Raw genomic sequence first — 15945 nt, forward strand, 5'->3', positions numbered from 1 at the left:
GCGACATGCATTATTAATGTCGCCTTTGAACATTTAGCCGGCTATTCCGGTACAGGACAGAGGTTATGAAAACATATATGTTGAGGTTGCTTTCTTCGCTTGTGCTGGTGGCAATCATGATTCAGGGGGCTACCGCAGCCGAACTGAAGGATGTGGTCGACACCCTTGAGCAGGGCTACCGCGTTCTTACTGACCTGCAGGCCGACTTCACCCAGCGCACCACCATTGCCTCCCTGAAGCGGGAGGAGCGTGGTGGCGGCGAACTGCTCATGAAGAAGCCGTCGGGGGCAAACGCCATGTTCCGTTTCAATTACTCAAAGCCGAAGCAGCAGATTATCTCCAACGGCAAGACGGTCTGGTACTACCTCCCCGACAACAAGCAGGTCATGGTGATGGAGATGGCGGCCATGTTCCAGGGGGGTAACGGGGTAGCGCTTAACTATCTGACGGGGATGGGGAGCGTGTCGCGCGATTTCACCATCAGCTTCGCCGGCGATGGTCGGGACAAGAAGGGGAACTATGTTCTCGATCTCGTGCCGAAGAAACCGAGCCAGGCTCTTGCCAGGCTTCAACTGACCATCGCCGCAACGGCCGTGGATCGCTTTCTGGTGGATCACAAGCCGGAAGTGCCGTTTCCCATCCTCGCATCAGTGGTGTACGACCAGTTAGGCAACAAGACCGCCATCGACTACACCCGGGTCAAGGTGAATCGCGGTATCGGGGGGAATCGTTTCACCTTCAAGGTGCCCGACGGAGTGGAAATCATAAGGAACAGGTAAGAGGTCGATAGCGAAGAATACCTCTACCTGATTTATTAAGGAGGTTGTGAGATGCCGTCATTCGACATCGTTTCCAAGGTAGATATGCAGGAGGTGGATAACGCGGTCAACCAGACCGTTAAGGAGATTGCCCAGCGTTACGACTTCAAAGGGAGCAAGTGCGAGGTGACCCAGGAAAAGGAGAGCATCAAAGTACTGGCGGACGATGATTTCCGGCTGAAGTCGATCATCGACATTCTTCAGTCCAAGTTCATCAAGCGGGGGATATCCGTAAAAGCGCTTCAGTACGGGAAGGCAGAGTCCGCCTCCGGCAGCATGGTGCGGCAGATAATCACCATCCAGCAGGGGATCTCCAAAGAAAAGGGGAAGGAGATCAACGCTGTCATCAAGGAGACCAAGCTCAAGGTGCAGAGCCAGATTCAGGACGACCAGGTGCGGGTGACCGGCAAGAACATCGATGACCTCCAGGAGGTCATCAGGATTCTGAAGGGGAAGAATCTGGATGTCGAGATGCAATTCATAAATTTCAGGTCGTAATTCGGTATCCTTCGAGGGTGCCCCTACAAAACGTTTTCACGAGGTCATATTGAGCACAGCTAAAGAAAAAGTCAGCCTGGTCAGCCTCGGCTGTCCGAAGAATCTGGTGGACGCCGAGGTGATGCTCGGCTATCTGTCCAATGAGAAGTACGAGATCACGACCGACGAACGGGATGCCGATATCATCATCGTCAATACCTGTTCGTTCATAAAAGAGGCGAAGCAAGAGAGCATTGACACCATTCTCGACCTGGCCGACCGCAAGCATGACGCCCGCTGCCGGCTTCTCATCGTCACCGGCTGCCTTCCCCAGCGCTACCAGGAGGAACTGGCCCAGGACCTTCCGGAGGTGGACATCTTCGTCGGGACCGGCGATTACCCGCGTATCGCCGAGATCATTGCGGAAAAGGAGGGGACCGATGAGCAACTCCGCTATGTTGGCGATCCCAACCTCATCTATGACGAGAACCTCCCCCGCCTCAAATCGTCTCCGGCCTACACTGCCTACCTGAAGATCGCCGAGGGGTGCTCCAACTGCTGCTCCTACTGCGTCATTCCGTCTCTGCGTGGTTCCTTCCGCTCCCGTCCCAAGGCTCGGCTCCTTGAGGAAGCTCGCACCCTGGTGGCGGGTGGGGTGAAGGAAATCAACCTGATTGCCCAGGACATCACCGGCTACGGCCAGGATCTGCCGGAGCGGCCGACCTTGGAGGAACTCATACGGGAATTGGCGAAGATCGAGGGACTTGCCTGGATCAGGCTTCTCTACGCCTATCCCGACGGCATACGGGAGAGTCTCATCGAGGTCATCAGGACCGAATCCAAGGTCTGCAAATATCTTGATATTCCTCTCCAGCACATCAGTGATCCCATTCTCAAGAAGATGAATCGCCGCAGTTCGGAAGCGGAGATCCGGGCACTCATAAACCGGTTGCGGGAAGAGATTCCCGGTGTTGCCCTGCGTACTTCCCTCATCGTCGGTTTTCCCGGCGAAACCGATGACGATTTCAAGAAGCTTCTCCGGTTTGTGGAGGAGGCTCAGTTCGACCGGCTCGGGGTCTTCTGCTACTCGCGGGAAGAGGGGACGCCGGCGGCGGAGATGCCGGAGCAGGTTTCGGAGCGGGTCAAGCGGGAACGCTACAAGAAGCTGATGCGGGCTCAGGCGCGACTCTCCTTTCGGCGCAACCGCCAGCTGATCGATACGGTGGAACAGGTCATCGTCGAAGGGTACAGCGAGGAGACCGAACTGCTGCTGCGGGGGCGCTCGGCCCGCCAGGCACCCGACATCGACGGACAGGTTTATATCACCGCCGGTAATGCCAATGTGGGGGATATCGTCAATCTGCGGATTACCGACTCCTCGGACTATGATCTTATCGGGGAAATCGTTGCCTGAAGCCGCGGCGCGGGGTTTCCGCCTCCCGGCTTTTTCCTTGACAAAAGGGGAAATTACTGTATTATTGCGACGCCTCGAAGGGGGACATTTCAAGATGGAGCGTGGGTGTAATGGTTGAAAAGATGGACGAGATGAAGGCGATCCTCCTGAGAATGAAGGACGATACGCTTACGGAGATAAACAAGGCGGTCAAAAGCGGCTCCAGCCTCTCCACCGGCGAGCCGAGCGGAGATATTTACGACCAGGCTTCATCGGAACGGGACCGGGAACTGGGTCTGCTGCTGAATGACCGGGAGCGGGAAAAGCTCCACAACATCGACGAGGCCCTCCTCAAGATTGAGGACGGCGAGTACGGTATCTGTGAGGAGTGCGAGGAGGAGATCCCCCTCGGCCGGCTCAAAGTCATGCCCTTTGCCCGGTACTGCGTCAAGTGCAAGGCCGACATCGAGAAGCAGCAGGCACAGACCAAGCGTTTCGAGGAAGAGCGGGCCTACAGGGAGATCGCCCTAGGGGAAGAGGAAGAGGCCTGAGAAAACAAAAGGGATTGCCGCTGGCACTCCCTTACTGTCAAGATACAAAAGGCGGCCCGCATCCTGCGGGCCGTCTTTTCTTGTGCTCAGTGACCTCGGTGGCCAATGCATGTCAGTTGAGAAATTACTCCGCGAGCAGGCTTTTACCGGTCATTTCCTTGGGCTGCGGGATGCCGAGGAGGTGCAGCATGGTCGGTGCGATGTCGGCCAGTATACCGGGCCGCAACGTTTTCCCCTTACACGTATCGTTAACAAGTATGAGCGGCACCCGGTCGGTGGTGTGGGCGGTGTGGGGGCCGCCGGTTTCGTCCACCATGACTTCTGCATTGCCGTGATCGGCGGTGATGATGGCCGTCCCTCCCATCTCGCGCACTTTTGTCACCAGTCGGCCGACGCAGTCGTCAACCGTCTCGATGGCCCGTATGGCGGCCGGCATGATGCCGGTGTGCCCCACCATGTCGGCGTTGGCGAAGTTGAGGACAATGACGTCGTAGTTCCCCGTGTCGAGGCGCTTCATCAGTTCGTCGGTGACCAGATAGGCACTCATTTCCGGCTTCTGGTCATAGGTGGCGACCTCCTTGGGCGAGGGGATGAGGCAGCGCTCCTCACCGGGAAACGGTTCCTCCACGCCTCCATTGAAGAAAAAGGTGACGTGGGCATATTTCTCCGTTTCGGCAATCCGGAGTTGCGTAAGGCCATGCTTTCCCAGTACTTCGCCGAGGATGTTGGTAAGAGACTCCGGACCGAAGGCAAGGGGGAGGCCGAAGGTGGCGTCGTATTCGGTCATGCAGACGTAGGCGGAGAGCCGCGGCCGGTCCTGCCGGACAAAGCCGGGACAGTCATCCAGTGCCAACGCCCGGGTGATTTCACGGGCCCGGTCGGAGCGGAAGTTGAAGAAGATAAAGCCGTCGCCGTCCCGTACTGTTCCCACCGGCTGGCCGTTGGCGACGATCACCGCCGGCTTCACGAACTCGTCGTTCACCCCCGCGGCGTAGCTTGCATCGATGGCTTCCGCGGCACTTTTCCTTGACTCTCCAGTACCGCGAACGATGGCGTTGTAGGCCTGCTCGACCCGCTCCCACCGGTTGTCCCTGTCCATGGCGTAGTAGCGGCCGATAACCGTGGCAATCTTTCCCGCGCCGATCTTTCCTATTTCAACTCCCAGTTGGGCGAGATAGCCGGCACCGCTCTTGGGGGGGGTGTCCCGGCCATCCATGAGGCAGTGGACGAATGTCTCTACCCCTTCCCTGCGGGCAAGTTCCAGGAGTCCATAGAGGTGGGTGTTGTGAGAATGCACTCCGCCGTCGGAGAGAAGGCCGGCCAGATGGAGCCGGCCGCCGGCGGCCTTGGCCTTGCGGATGCAGTCGAGGAGCACCGGATTGTCGAAGAAATCGCCGTCATTGATCGATTTGGAGATGCGAGTCAGGTCCTGGTAAACGGTCCTGCCGGCACCGATGTTCAGGTGTCCCACTTCCGAATTTCCCATCTGGCCGTCGGGGAGGCCCACCGACATGCCGGAAGTGCCGATGTCGGTACAGGGGTACTCTCGGCAGAGCCCGGTCATGTTCGGTGTCCGGGCCTGGGCGATGGCGTTGTGTTCAGGGTGGGGGTTCAGCCCCCAGCCGTCGAGAATCATCAGCAGCAATGGTTGTTTCGGCATATTGGTTCTCCTCACTCTTCACGTTTCACCGGTTCAATGGTGGTACGGTTCGTTGTTGAGAATGGTGAATCCCCGGTAAATCTGTTCCAGCAGGAAAAGCCGCACCATCTGGTGGGTGAAGGTGAGGCGTGACAGGGCAATGGTGCGTTGTGCCTGGCGGCGGAACTCGTCGCTGAAGCCGTAGGCCCCGCCGATGGCGAACACCAGTTCGGGAATGGCGCTGTCACGTTGCTTTTCGATGAAGGTTGCCAGCTGGCGGGAGTCCAGTTCATCTCCCCGTTCGTCGAGAAGGACCAGACAGGCGTTTTTCGGCAGGAGTTTCCCGAGTCGTGCGCACTCTGCAGCACGCCCCATTTCATGCTGGATCCCCTTTTCCTCTTTTGCCTCTGAAATTTCCAGGGGTGTATAGCGCCGGATGCGGCCTGCGTACTCCTCGATACCGGCCTTTACCCATGCCTCCTGGGTCTTGCCGACCCAGACGACCCTGATCTTCACAGTTCCCTGTCTTCCCAGCGGTATTCGGCGGGGATTTCCACTTCCGGCGCGGCGCTCCAAAGTTCATCCAGGTCGTAGCGGTGGCGCAGTTCCTCCTGAAAGACATGGACGATCACGTCACCGTAATCGATGACGATCCAGTTCCCTTCCTTCTCCCCCTCGATATCCAGGAATTTGCCGAATTTCTTCAGCCCCTGCCGGACCGAATCGGCGATGGCCTGGACCTGCTTGTCCGAACGGCCGGATGCCAGTACCAGGTAATCGGCGATGGAGGAAAGCTTCCGTATTTCCAGGACCCGAACGTCGAGGGCCTTCTTGTCGAGTGCCAGGGCGGCGGATTTGATGGCCCGTTCCTGGGCCTCCATAATCTGTTTAGTACTCATAGGTACAACCTCTGTTCCTTTATGTAATGCTCGACCGTTGACGGTACGAGGTATCTGAGCGAGTGCCCCTGCCGGGCCTGTTCCCGGATGGCGCTGGATGAGATGTCGAAGGGAATCCCGCGCAGGTAATGGACCGAGTAGCCTGAGCGGTGGACGAGGCGGTGTTCCTCGGGTAAATAATCGAATTCCCCGGCAATGGCGGTGGGGAGGACTGTCTCCAAGTCGGTAATAGCGGCGCCAGGGCGTTCCACTACCACCAGGTTGCAGCAGGCAAATATGGCGTCAAATTCATGCCAGCTGCCGATTTCCAGGAAGGAGTCGCTGCCAATGATGAAAAAGAATTCGTCGTTGGGATGGTCGTTACGCAGGGTCCGCAGGGTATCGATCGAATAGGACCTTCCCCCCCGCTTTCCCTCCATGTCCGACACGCTGAAGGCTGGGTTGTCCTGTACCGCCAGCTGCACCATGGCAAGCCGGTGCGCAAAAGGAATCTCTCCTGCCAGCGGCTTGTGGGGTGGCGACGACGCCGGGATGAAGACCACCCGTGCCAGCTCAAGACTGTCCCGCACCTCCTCTGCGATGCGCAGATGAGCCAAATGAATTGGATTGAAGGTGCCGCCGATAATGCCTACTTTCACAAAGACCCCGGAATCATTTTTAACAGCACAGGAATCGGGATGAAACGATTCGTCATCAATCACTACTCAGGAATGTGATTTTTTCGCAAGGTCAAGGCGATCAAGGGGTGACGCGGAGGCGTAGCAGCGCTACGCCGCACAAGGAATCCCCGAAGATCAACGCAGAGATTGCGTAAAAGGCGCGTTCCTTATTGTCGTATTTGTCCGTCACCGTAGACGATGAACTTGGTCGTCGTCAGATCCTCCAGTCCCATGGGGCCGAAGGAGTGGAGCTTGGTGGTTGAGATGCCGATCTCCGCGCCGAGTCCCAACTGGTTACCGTCGGCGAAACGGGTCGAGGCGTTGACCAGTACGCAGCTCGAGTTTACCTCTCTGATGAATCGCTGGGCGGTGGCGTAGTCGCTGGTGACGATTGCCTCGGTGTGGAGCGAGCCGTACCGGTTGATGTGGTCGATCGCCTCGTCCAGACCGTCCACCACCCGGGCCGCAAGGATCAACTCCAGGTACTCGGCATGCCAGTCCTCTTCCGTCGCGGGTTTGGCCTGGGGGGCGAACTGGCGGAAGCAGTCATCGCCCCGCAGTTCTACCTTGAGGCCTGTGAGGGTTGTGGCGATGCGGGGGATGAAGGTCTCGGCCACATCTTTGTGCACGAGAAGGGTTTCCAGGGCGTTGCAGACGCCGGGACGCTGAGTCTTGGCGTTGATGATGATCCTCTCAGCCATGTCGAAGTCGGCTGTGGCATCGACGAATACATGACAGACCCCTTTGTAATGCTTGATGACCGGAATCTTGGAGTGCTCCACCACGAAGCGGATGAGGCTTTCGCCGCCACGGGGGATGATGAGGTCGATGAATTCCTCCTGCTTGAGCAGTTCCAGTACCCCCTCCCTCTCAGCAAAGGGAACGACAGCGAGGGCCGCTGCCGGGATGCCGGCCTTGTTCATCTCAGCCTGAAGAATACGGGCAATGGCCAGGTTTGAGTGGATCGCCTCGGAGCCGCCACGCAGTATCACGCCATTCCCAGCCTTGAGGCAGAGGGCCGCCGCATCGGCAGTGACGTTGGGACGTGCTTCGTAGATGATGCCGATGACCCCCAGAGGGATGCGCATCTTGCCCACCTGCAGGTCGTTGGGGCGTTTCCACATCCTGGTTACCTCGCCGACCGGGTCGGGGAGAGTGGCCACTTCCCGCAGACCGTCTGCCATCGCCCTAACCCGCGTTTCATCGAGCATGAGGCGGTCGAGCATGGCACTGGAGAGCCCTTTCTGTTCACCCGCCGACAGGTCTTTTTTGTTTTCACCCACGAGTATGGCTGTATTGGCGACAAGGGCATCGGCCATGGCGAGGAGCAGCCCGTTTTTCGCCCCGGAAGAGAGGCGGGCCATCACGTGCGAGGCCTGACGTGCATCAGTGGCGATTTTTCTGATCTGTTCGGCTATGGTCATGCTGGGTCCCTCCGCATTAAGTAATCGGACGATGTTGCACTTCAGAGCACCACCAGGTTGTCCCGGTGAATGATCTCGTCCCCGTACCGGTAACCAAGAATCTGCTCGATCTCGCCGCTTTTGTGACCGAGGATCTTGCCGAGTTCCTGGCTCGCGTAGTCGACGATGCCGCGGGCGAACTCCGTGCCGTCCGGGCCGCAGACCCGCACGCAGGACCCCCGTTCGAATTCCCCTTCGATACCGACGATGCCGGAGGGGAGGAGGCTTCTGCCATGCTGGGCAAGCACCTTGCGTGCCCCTTCGTCGACAATGATCCTGCCGCGGGGTCGCAGGGTGTAGGCGATCCAGTGCTTGCGCCGGTTCAGCACCGTCCGCGCCGGCAGGAACAGGGTCCCCACCTCTTCTCCCGCCATAATTCGGGTGAGGTTGCCGGCGGTCATGCCGTTGATCATGATCGTCGCTACGCCGAACTGCCCCGCCTTTTTCGCGGCCGCCAACTTAGTGGCCATGCCACCGGTGCCAACGGTAGAACCGGAGCTTCCTCCCGCCTTCTCCACGTCCTTGGTGATGGCCCGTACCAGCGGCACCAGCCGGGCGTCGGGGTTTCCCCGGGGGTCGGCATCGTAAAAACCGTCTATGTCGGTCAGGATCACCAGAAGCTGGGCTTCGGTCAGGTTGGTCACCAGGGCCGACAGGTTGTCGTTGTCGCCAAACTTGATTTCATCCACCACGACGGTGTCGTTCTCGTTGATGATCGGGATGACGCCGAAGTGTAGGAGGGTGTCGAGGGTGGCGCGGGCGTTGAGAAAGCGCTGCCGGTCCATCAGGTCGTGCCGCGTGAGGAGAAGCTGGGCCACCTTGTGTCCGTGGGCGGCAAACGCCTCTTCGTAGGCGCGCATGAGCCGTGGTTGGCCAATGGCCGCCGCGGCTTGCTTCTGGGGGATGGTTCGGGGGCGGTCGTCCAGCCCGAGCTCCTTGCGCCCGGCCGCTCCGGCCCCTGAGGAGACCATGATGACCTCAAAGCCACGGCTGCGCAGATCGGTGATCTCGGCGGCGAGACGGCCGATGGTCGCCAGGTCGAGACCGTTGTCGGTGCAGGTGAGGACCCGGCTGCCGATTTTGATGACGAGCCGTTTGACCTTGTGGAGAATTTCTTCGCGCATGGCGTGCCTGTTTTTTCGCTGATGTCCCGACGCGCTGAATGAGCGTTTCCGCCGAGGACCTCCGTAAATGTGCCGCAGTTACTAAGGATATGACATTACATACCATGTTTGCCCGGGCATGGCAAACGTTACCACTCCTCGGTGGCAGGCTCTCCCCAGAGGTTGCGGGCGATCTCGTCCAGCAGTTCCGGGATTCCCTGGCCGGTGACGGTGGAGATGGGGAATACCTTGAGCCCACGCCCGGTGAACCAGGGGAGGACCTGGGGAATGTTTTCCTTCACCTGGGGGAGGTCGATTTTGTTGATGACGATGATCTGCGTCTTTTCCGCCAGTTCGGGATTGAAGAGGGATAGTTCCCGGTTGAGTGCTTCGTACTCCTGGATCGGGTCGCGCTCCGGCATCCAGGAAATATCCAGGATGTGAAGGAGTAGGCCGGTCCGCTCCAGGTGTTTGAGAAAGCGGTGGCCGAGCCCTGCTCCCACATGGGCGTCTTCAATGAGCCCAGGTATATCGGCGATGACAAAGGAGCGGTAATTCTTGTATGCCACCACCCCCAGGTTGGGGACAAGAGTGGTAAAGGGGTAGTCGGCAATCTTTGGACGAGCGGCGGAGACCTTGGCGATGAAGGACGATTTCCCCACACTCGGGAAACCGAGGAGACCCACGTCGGCCATGAGTTTCAGTTCCAGCCGGACCCAGCGTTCTTCCCCCGGCTCGCCGGGTTGGGCGAATTTGGGGGCCTTGTTGGTGGAGGTTGCGAAACGGGCATTCCCCTGGCCGCCGCGGCCCCCTTTGAGGAGGACGACCGTTTGTTCCGGCTCGGTCAGGTCGGCCAGTATTTCGTCGGTCTCCGCATCCTTGATGACGGTACCGACGGGGACCAGAATCTTCAAACTGTCTCCGTACGCTCCGTGACGGTCCTTCCCCATGCCGTTCCCCCCGCGTTTGGCCTTCTGGTGGGGGCGCTGGCGCAGGTCGAGGAGAGTGGAAAGGCCGGAAGAGGCCTGGATGATGACGTCCCCTCCCTTGCCGCCGTCGCCGCCGTCCGGGCCGCCGTAGGGGATGAATTTTTCCCGCCGGAACGAGACGCAGCCGGCCCCGCCGTCACCGGACTTCAGGTGTATCTTTACTTCGTCGATGAAGCTCATGGTGATCCTTCTGGACTTGCAGAGGGGAGGTTGATCCCTCTCCGTTCAAACAACAAAAGCCCGGAACTCTGCAGTCCCAGGCTTTTGCGTTGTTTGTGGTTGGCTCCCTAGTTTGCGGGGTAGACGGAAACCTTCTTGCGGTCCCGGCCGAGCCGTTCGAACTTGACAACGCCGTCGATCAGGGCGTAGAGGGTGTAATCCCTGCCACATCCGACGTTGGTTCCCGGATGAATCTGGGTACCGCGCTGACGGTAGATGATGTTGCCGGCTGTGACGGCTTCGCCGCCGAACTTCTTGCAGCCGAGGCGTTTGCTTTCCGAGTCGCGGCCGTTACGCGAACTTCCGCCGGCTTTCTTGTGTGCCATGGTGCTATCTCCTTGATCAGGTAAAACTTTTAGGCGTTAATCTTTTCGATCTTCAGAATGGTTCTCGGTTGACGGTGCCCGTTAAGTTTCCTGGAGTTTTTTCTCCGTTTCGACTTGAAGACAAGGATTTTCTTGTCTTTCCCCTGCTCGACGATCTTGCCGACCACAGAGGCACTGGGCACTAACGGTGTTCCGATTTTGACCGTATCGCCGCCAACCATCAGGACTTCGCTGAGTTCGACGGTGTCACCGACGGCCCCCTCGAGTTTCTCGATCTTCAACAGATCGCCTTCGGAAACTTTGTATTGCTTCCCTCCGGTTTTAACTACTGCGTACATTGAGTTTCACCACCTTTACCGATTTTTAGCGTGAGCGCTAAAAAATATCGGAAATATATCGCCATGTCAAGGCAAATATTTCGAGGGAATCAGATTTCAACGTGGATTTCGTCTCCCACCATCTGGACGGGATAGGTTTTCAGGGTATACTCCGGGAACTCTTTACATTCACCGCTCTGCAGGTTGAAACGGTAACCGTGGCGCTGGCAGGTGATAATGTCGGCATCCTTGAGAAGTGCCCCGGAGAGGGGTGCCCCCTGATGGGGACATTCGGTTTCGCAGGCGTAGATGGTTCCTTTGCTGTTGACCAGCAGAATCTCCTGGCCGTTCATGGTGACAACCTTTTTCCCCCAGAGGGGAACCTCGGAAACCTTTGCGGCGAATACCATTTAGTTCCTCCTTGGGTCGTTGGTCAGCCGGGGGTCAGGCATCAATCGATCACATGGTGATGTTCATGATGGTGGAAGGGGGGGAGGTCATCCTCCCCAGTCCTTCTGAGGCTGAACTGCTGGAGCTAGCTAATGGTGATCTCGAACTGTTCCTGGTGAAAACCCGGCTTTGCCCGTACCGTGATCCGCTTCTTGAACTTCTTTTCCAGTTCCTCCAGGCCGCGCCGCTCTTCGTCGTAGAGGAGGTCGGCCACCTGAGGGTGGACGGTGAGCATCACCTTGGTGCCGCGGATGTCGAGCATCTCCCTCCTGAGCTCCCGGAATATCTCGTGGCAGACGGTGGTCTTGGACTTGACATAGCCGCGCCCCTCGCAGTAGGGACAGGGCTCGCAGAGCATCCTGCCGATGCTCTCCCGCACCCGTTTGCGGGTCATCTCCACCAGCCCCAATTCGGAGATCTTGAGGATATTGGTCTTGGATTTGTCGCTTTTAAGCGCCTCCTCCAAGGCGGTGAAGACCTTGTCCCGATTGACCTCCTTTTCCATGTCGATGAAGTCGATGATGATGATGCCACCGATATTCCTGAGGCGCAACTGGTAGGCGATTTCCTTGACCGCCTCCAGGTTGGTCTTGAGGATGGTGTCTTCCAGATTGTGCTTTCCCACGAAGCGGCCGGTGTTAACGTCAATGGCGGTGAGTGCCTCGGTCTGTTCGATGATGATGTAGCCGCCCGATTTTAGCCAGACCTTCCGCCCCAGGGCGCGGCTGATTTCCACCTCCAGACCGAAGTGGTCGAAGATAGGCTCTTCCTCGTCGTAGAGCTCGATGGAGTATTTCATTTTCGGCATGAAGGTGGTGATGAACTGGACGATCCGGTCGTGCTCCGGCTTGGAATCGACCACGATCCGGTCCACCGCTTCGGTGAGAATGTCCCGTACCACCTTCTGGGTTACGTCCAGGTCGGAATGGATGAGGCTGGGGGCGTGGGCCTTCTCGTTCTTCTTGACCACCTCACCCCAGAGTTTGGTCAGGTAGTTCAGGTCGGCGACCAGGTCCTCCTCGCTTTTCCCTTCCGAGACGGTACGGACGATGAAGCCGCCGTTTGCAGGCTTGATCCGTTCGACGATCTCCTTGAGCCGCTCCCGCTCCACCTCCTCCTCGATGCGGCGTGATACCCCCACATGGTCAACGGTCGGCATGTAGACAAGGTGCCGGCCGGGGAGGGAGATGTGGGCGGTGATACGTGCCCCCTTGGTGCCGAGGGGCTCCTTGGAAATCTGCACCAGGAGCTCCTGCCCCTCCTGGAGGAGTTCTTCGATGGGGTGGAGCGGATGCAGCACAGCACCTTCCCCCTCGCCTTCAGGTTGCTCTTCCTTCTTGCCGTTGCCGTCCATGAACGACTCGTATTCGTCCATGGCGTCGAAGACGTCGGCAACGTAGAGGAAGGCGGCCTTCTCCAGGCCGATGTCCACGAAGGCGGCCTGCATGCCGGGAAGCACCCGGATGACCCGTCCTTTGTAAATATTGCCGACGATCCCCTTGACCCGGCTCCGCTCAATGTAGAGTTCGGCGATGGTGCCGTTCTCTATGAGCGCGATGCGGGTTTCGTGGGAGGCGGTGTTTATGACCAGTTCGTTGCCCATCTGTTCCTCCGGAAACGCGGCTTTTTCATCCTGACTGTGTGAGTCATCGGGTTTGCTTGTGGCTCGGCCATTGGCGGCCCCCTTCGGGGCGCCTTCGCGGCCCAATTTGCAAGCAAAGTTGGGCGGCATGGCACTAATTGCGGTTTCGCGCATTCTCCCGGTTTGCCAGGGCAAATATCCACGTTTCTTAACTATTTAATTGTTATTAATATCTTTCAAGAAGGTAAATCTTTGAAAATCACGTCGAGTTTTTCGACCTGTGCGCCCGTCAGTTCTTCCAGGGAGAGGCCGGTTATGGCGGCGGCGAATTCAAGGGGCTTGCCGCGGCCGACGACCATCTCCAACTCGCCGCCGGAAACCCGGAGGTCCTGAAGTTCCATGCGCAGGTCGAAATCCTGGATCTTTCCCTTTTTCTCCCGGTGGTACGGATGGCTTTCCAGGGCGAGAAAGGACACCGCCCGCGCCGGCAGGTCGAGGTCGAGTCCGGCAGGAAGGGTGACCCGGTAGCGCACCTTATCCATGATAACCGACAGGGAGGTACTGTTCAACGGGATTTCTGCACTTTCGAGAATTTCAACCCCTGCGGGGAGGACCGAATTGAGGGCATCCTTCACCCTGTCGGCGCTCCAGGGTTCGGCCAGTTCCATGTCCAGGTATTCGGCCCACGATTCAACCCCTACCGACAGGGCAGTGGCGAAGGAGAATTTGGGGTGGGGATGAAATCCCTGGGAGTAGCGGATCGGCACCCGGCTCTTCCCAACTGCACGGGTGAAGAGCGTGATCATCTCCAGGTGGCTCAGAAAGCGCATGGGGCCGGTTTTGCTGAAGCGGATGCGGATGCGTGTCGGTGTTGTTGTGGGCAGTGGTATCTCGGTTGGTGGAGCAGCGGCAGTGGGTTCCTTTAAGTCGGGAGCGCTCAGCCGCATCCTGATATTGCCGAAGTCACAGACCCCGCAACCGGTACAGGCGCCGGTACGGCAGTCGGGAGTATAGGCGGCATCATCGGCCGTTGCGTTGGCGAGTTCGCGCAGCAGGAACTCCTTGGTTACCCCGCATTCCAGGTGGTCCCAAGGGAGGATTTCCGCAGGATTCCGGCCGCGGAGGTAGAAACGCGGGTCGATGCCGCAGTTTTTGAACGCCTCCTGCCAGCGGGAGAAGCTGAAATGCTCACCCCAGCCGTCGAAGCGGCAGCCGAGGCGACGGGCTTCCAGCAACACCTTGCCGAGGCGGCGGTCGCCGCGGGCAAAGACCCCTTCCATGACCGACAGCGGTGCGTCCTGCCATTTGAAGTTGAGCTTGCGTTTCTTCAGTTCCGTCCGGAGGAATTCCTGCTTGGTGAGGATCTCCTCGTAACTGATCTGGGGTTCCCACTGGAAGGGGGTGTTCGGTTTGGGGACGAAGCTGGAGACCGCCACGTTCACCTCGCCGCCGTGCCCCGACAGCTTTCCCTGCTGTTTGACCTTTCTTGCCAGGTCGGCGATGCCGAGCACGTCGTCCATGGTTTCGGTCGGAAGGCCGATCATGAAGTAGAGCTTAATGAGCCGCCAGCCGGCCCGGTAGACCTCCGCGGCATTCTGCAGCAGGTCGTCTTCCGTTATCCCCTTGTTGATCACCAGCCGGAGTCGCTCGCTCCCCGCCTCCGGGGCAAGAGTAAAGCCGGTCTTGCGCACTTTCTTTACCTCGTCCACCAGTTCCTGGGTGAGTGAGCCAACCCGGAGCGACGGAAAGGAAACGGCGATCCTTTGCTCCGCATACCTCGCCATGAGTTCCTTGAGAAGTGGTGCGATGCAGCTGTAATCCCCCGTGGATAGGGAGAGAAGAGAAATCTCATCGTAGCCGGTATTGCGGAGGGTCGCCTCGACCAGATCCAGTATCCGCTGTGGCGAACGTTCCCGCACCGGGCGGTAGATGTAGCCAGCCTGGCAGAAGCGGCAGCCGCGGGTGCAGCCGCGGGCGATCTCCAGGCTTACCCGATCGTGGACGGTTTTCAGGAAGGGAATGACCGGTGCGGTAGGGTAGGGGGCATCCTCCAGGTTGGCAAGGATTCGCCGCTTCACTCGATCATAGCCCGGCTTGAGGGGATCGATGACCGCGATCTGCCCGTTCTCCCCGTAGCTGATGGTGAAGAAGGAGGGGACATACACCCCTTCGATTTTCGACAGTTCCGTCAGAAGAGCCGCTTTGTTGCCGCTTCCTTCAAGCTTCCATCGACGAACGGTTTCAGCAATCTCAATGGATGCCTCTTCCCCGTCCCCCAGCAGGACGGCGTCAAAAAAATCGGCCAGGGGCTCCGGGTTTCCGGCACACGGGCCGCCGGCTATGACGAGCGGCCAGGATGCGTCCCGCTCGGTTGCAAGGAGGGGAATGCCTGCCAGTTCCAGCATGTTGAGGATGTTGGTGTAGGAAAGCTCGTACTGGAGCGTAAAGCCGACAATATCTGCCCGTGCGAGTGGAGTGCCGCTTTCCAGGGTGGCAAGGGGAGTCATTTCGTGACGGAGCTGCTCTTCCCGGTCGGGCCAGGGGGTGTAAGCACGTTCAGCGGCGAGCCACTGTACGCTGTTCAGAATTCCGTAGAGAATCTGCAGTCCCAGATGGCTCATCCCCACTTCATAAACATCGGGAAATGCGAGGACAAAGCGGATTTCCGGCCGTTCCTTGCGCACTCCCCCCATTTCGCCCCCCATGTAGCGGGCAGGTTTTTCGATTCTAAGCAAGTCATCATTCAGCAAGGCGATACTCCGGAACTGTAGTCATTAACCGTAGAGGTGCGGGTTGCCGGGGAGAACTGATGGCAGCCGAAAAAAAAAGGTCCCGGCGGGGGCTACCGCCACGACCTATCTATTTGCCAACATAGTACAATTTAATGTTTTTAGCAAGAGAGATGCCGTGTCGACTTGACTGCACCATATACCGCAAATGAGGTTTTGACTGGACGATTTCCGGTTACCGTATATGGATGTGGTGCTGGTTATAAGGGTATATATCGTATAACCTGCTGTAATTACATGTTGTCATAAGGTTGGCATGAGTAGTGCTAAT

At 58.4% G+C, this 15945-nt stretch carries 16 protein-coding genes; 4 read left to right on the forward strand and 12 right to left on the reverse strand.

The genetic code is table 11. From position 1 onward, the window contains the following. Positions 1–65: 65 nt before the first annotated feature. From LDN04_RS05835 to LDN04_RS05850, 4 genes are all read left to right on the forward strand, one after another. Complete coding sequence (locus LDN04_RS05835) at positions 66–779, forward strand: outer membrane lipoprotein carrier protein LolA (RefSeq protein ID WP_223907542.1); 714 nt, start codon at positions 66–68, stop codon at positions 777–779. A gap of 51 nt (positions 780–830) precedes the next feature. Next, complete coding sequence (locus LDN04_RS05840) at positions 831–1316, forward strand: YajQ family cyclic di-GMP-binding protein (RefSeq protein WP_223907545.1); 486 nt, start codon at positions 831–833, stop codon at positions 1314–1316. A gap of 49 nt (positions 1317–1365) precedes the next feature. Then, positions 1366–2709 carry a 30S ribosomal protein S12 methylthiotransferase RimO gene (gene rimO, locus LDN04_RS05845; protein WP_223907547.1) on the forward strand — a complete coding sequence of 448 codons (1344 nt, stop codon included), beginning with the start codon at positions 1366–1368 and terminating at the stop codon, positions 2707–2709. Positions 2710–2819: 110 nt separating this feature from the next. Further along, on the forward strand, positions 2820–3239 hold the full coding sequence (locus tag LDN04_RS05850) for a TraR/DksA family transcriptional regulator (protein WP_223907550.1): 420 nt from the start codon (positions 2820–2822) through the stop codon (positions 3237–3239). Between the two features lie 124 nt (positions 3240–3363). Here LDN04_RS05850 and gpmI read toward each other — a convergent pair whose 3' ends face one another. The 12 genes from gpmI to LDN04_RS05910 all read right to left on the reverse strand — a co-directional run bounded on the left by gpmI (position 3364) and on the right by LDN04_RS05910 (position 15635). Further along, the gene (gpmI, locus tag LDN04_RS05855) at positions 3364–4899 is read right to left on the reverse strand and encodes a 2,3-bisphosphoglycerate-independent phosphoglycerate mutase (protein WP_223907553.1); all 1536 of its coding nucleotides are present in this window, start codon (positions 4897–4899) and stop codon (positions 3364–3366) included. A 33-nt stretch (positions 4900–4932) separates the two neighbouring features. Continuing rightward, positions 4933–5394, reverse strand: coding sequence for a 23S rRNA (pseudouridine(1915)-N(3))-methyltransferase RlmH (locus LDN04_RS05860; protein WP_223907555.1), 462 nt, complete (start codon positions 5392–5394; stop codon positions 4933–4935). Further along, positions 5391–5777, reverse strand: coding sequence for a ribosome silencing factor (gene rsfS, locus LDN04_RS05865; RefSeq protein ID WP_223907558.1), 387 nt, complete (start codon positions 5775–5777; stop codon positions 5391–5393). The genes LDN04_RS05860 and rsfS overlap by 4 nt, the downstream gene beginning before the upstream one ends. Continuing rightward, on the reverse strand, positions 5774–6415 hold the full coding sequence (gene nadD, locus LDN04_RS05870) for a nicotinate-nucleotide adenylyltransferase (protein WP_223907561.1): 642 nt from the start codon (positions 6413–6415) through the stop codon (positions 5774–5776). Before nadD ends, rsfS begins: the two co-directional genes overlap by 4 nt. Positions 6416–6603: 188 nt before the next feature. Then, a complete protein-coding gene (locus tag LDN04_RS05875; RefSeq protein WP_223907564.1) occupies positions 6604–7860 on the reverse strand; it encodes a glutamate-5-semialdehyde dehydrogenase in 1257 nt (418 codons plus the stop codon). Between the two features lie 41 nt (positions 7861–7901). Next, a complete protein-coding gene (proB, locus tag LDN04_RS05880; RefSeq protein ID WP_223907567.1) occupies positions 7902–9023 on the reverse strand; it encodes a glutamate 5-kinase in 1122 nt (373 codons plus the stop codon). A 128-nt stretch (positions 9024–9151) separates the two neighbouring features. Continuing rightward, positions 9152–10171: a GTPase ObgE gene (obgE, locus tag LDN04_RS05885; RefSeq protein WP_223907569.1), complete on the reverse strand. Its 1020-nt coding sequence runs from the start codon at positions 10169–10171 to the stop codon at positions 9152–9154. A gap of 107 nt (positions 10172–10278) precedes the next feature. Continuing rightward, a complete protein-coding gene (gene rpmA / locus LDN04_RS05890) occupies positions 10279–10536 on the reverse strand; it encodes a 50S ribosomal protein L27 (protein WP_223907571.1) in 258 nt (85 codons plus the stop codon). 29 nt (positions 10537–10565) lie between these two features. After that, complete coding sequence (rplU, locus tag LDN04_RS05895) at positions 10566–10874, reverse strand: 50S ribosomal protein L21 (protein WP_223907573.1); 309 nt, start codon at positions 10872–10874, stop codon at positions 10566–10568. Between the two features lie 89 nt (positions 10875–10963). Then, complete coding sequence (locus tag LDN04_RS05900; RefSeq protein ID WP_223907575.1) at positions 10964–11263, reverse strand: Rieske (2Fe-2S) protein; 300 nt, start codon at positions 11261–11263, stop codon at positions 10964–10966. 125 nt (positions 11264–11388) lie between these two features. Further along, positions 11389–12906: an Rne/Rng family ribonuclease gene (locus tag LDN04_RS05905; protein WP_223907578.1), complete on the reverse strand. Its 1518-nt coding sequence runs from the start codon at positions 12904–12906 to the stop codon at positions 11389–11391. A gap of 215 nt (positions 12907–13121) precedes the next feature. Continuing rightward, positions 13122–15635: a TIGR03960 family B12-binding radical SAM protein gene (locus tag LDN04_RS05910; RefSeq protein WP_223907581.1), complete on the reverse strand. Its 2514-nt coding sequence runs from the start codon at positions 15633–15635 to the stop codon at positions 13122–13124. Between the last annotated feature and the right edge of the window lie 310 nt (positions 15636–15945).

Source organism: Geobacter sp. AOG1, assembly GCF_019972315.1.
In the GTDB taxonomy this organism is placed as follows: Bacteria; Desulfobacterota; Desulfuromonadia; order Geobacterales; family Geobacteraceae; genus Geomobilimonas.

What these genes read in the sequence shown, in the direction of transcription:
- LDN04_RS05840 (WP_223907545.1), top strand. Translation starts at nt 831, where the DNA reads ATGCCGTCATTCGACATCGTTTCCAAGGTAGATATGCAGGAGGTGGAT.
- proB (WP_223907567.1), bottom strand. Translation starts at nt 9,023, where the DNA reads ATGCGCGAAGAAATTCTCCACAAGGTCAAACGGCTCGTCATCAAAATC.
- rplU (WP_223907573.1), bottom strand. Translation starts at nt 10,874, where the DNA reads ATGTACGCAGTAGTTAAAACCGGAGGGAAGCAATACAAAGTTTCCGAA.
- LDN04_RS05875 (WP_223907564.1), bottom strand. Translation starts at nt 7,860, where the DNA reads ATGACCATAGCCGAACAGATCAGAAAAATCGCCACTGATGCACGTCAG.
- LDN04_RS05900 (WP_223907575.1), bottom strand. Translation starts at nt 11,263, where the DNA reads ATGGTATTCGCCGCAAAGGTTTCCGAGGTTCCCCTCTGGGGGAAAAAG.
- rpmA (WP_223907571.1), bottom strand. Translation starts at nt 10,536, where the DNA reads ATGGCACACAAGAAAGCCGGCGGAAGTTCGCGTAACGGCCGCGACTCG.
- gpmI (WP_223907553.1), bottom strand. Translation starts at nt 4,899, where the DNA reads ATGCCGAAACAACCATTGCTGCTGATGATTCTCGACGGCTGGGGGCTG.
- rsfS (WP_223907558.1), bottom strand. Translation starts at nt 5,777, where the DNA reads ATGAGTACTAAACAGATTATGGAGGCCCAGGAACGGGCCATCAAATCC.
- LDN04_RS05905 (WP_223907578.1), bottom strand. Translation starts at nt 12,906, where the DNA reads ATGGGCAACGAACTGGTCATAAACACCGCCTCCCACGAAACCCGCATC.
- LDN04_RS05850 (WP_223907550.1), top strand. Translation starts at nt 2,820, where the DNA reads ATGGTTGAAAAGATGGACGAGATGAAGGCGATCCTCCTGAGAATGAAG.
- obgE (WP_223907569.1), bottom strand. Translation starts at nt 10,171, where the DNA reads ATGAGCTTCATCGACGAAGTAAAGATACACCTGAAGTCCGGTGACGGC.
- LDN04_RS05835 (WP_223907542.1), top strand. Translation starts at nt 66, where the DNA reads ATGAAAACATATATGTTGAGGTTGCTTTCTTCGCTTGTGCTGGTGGCA.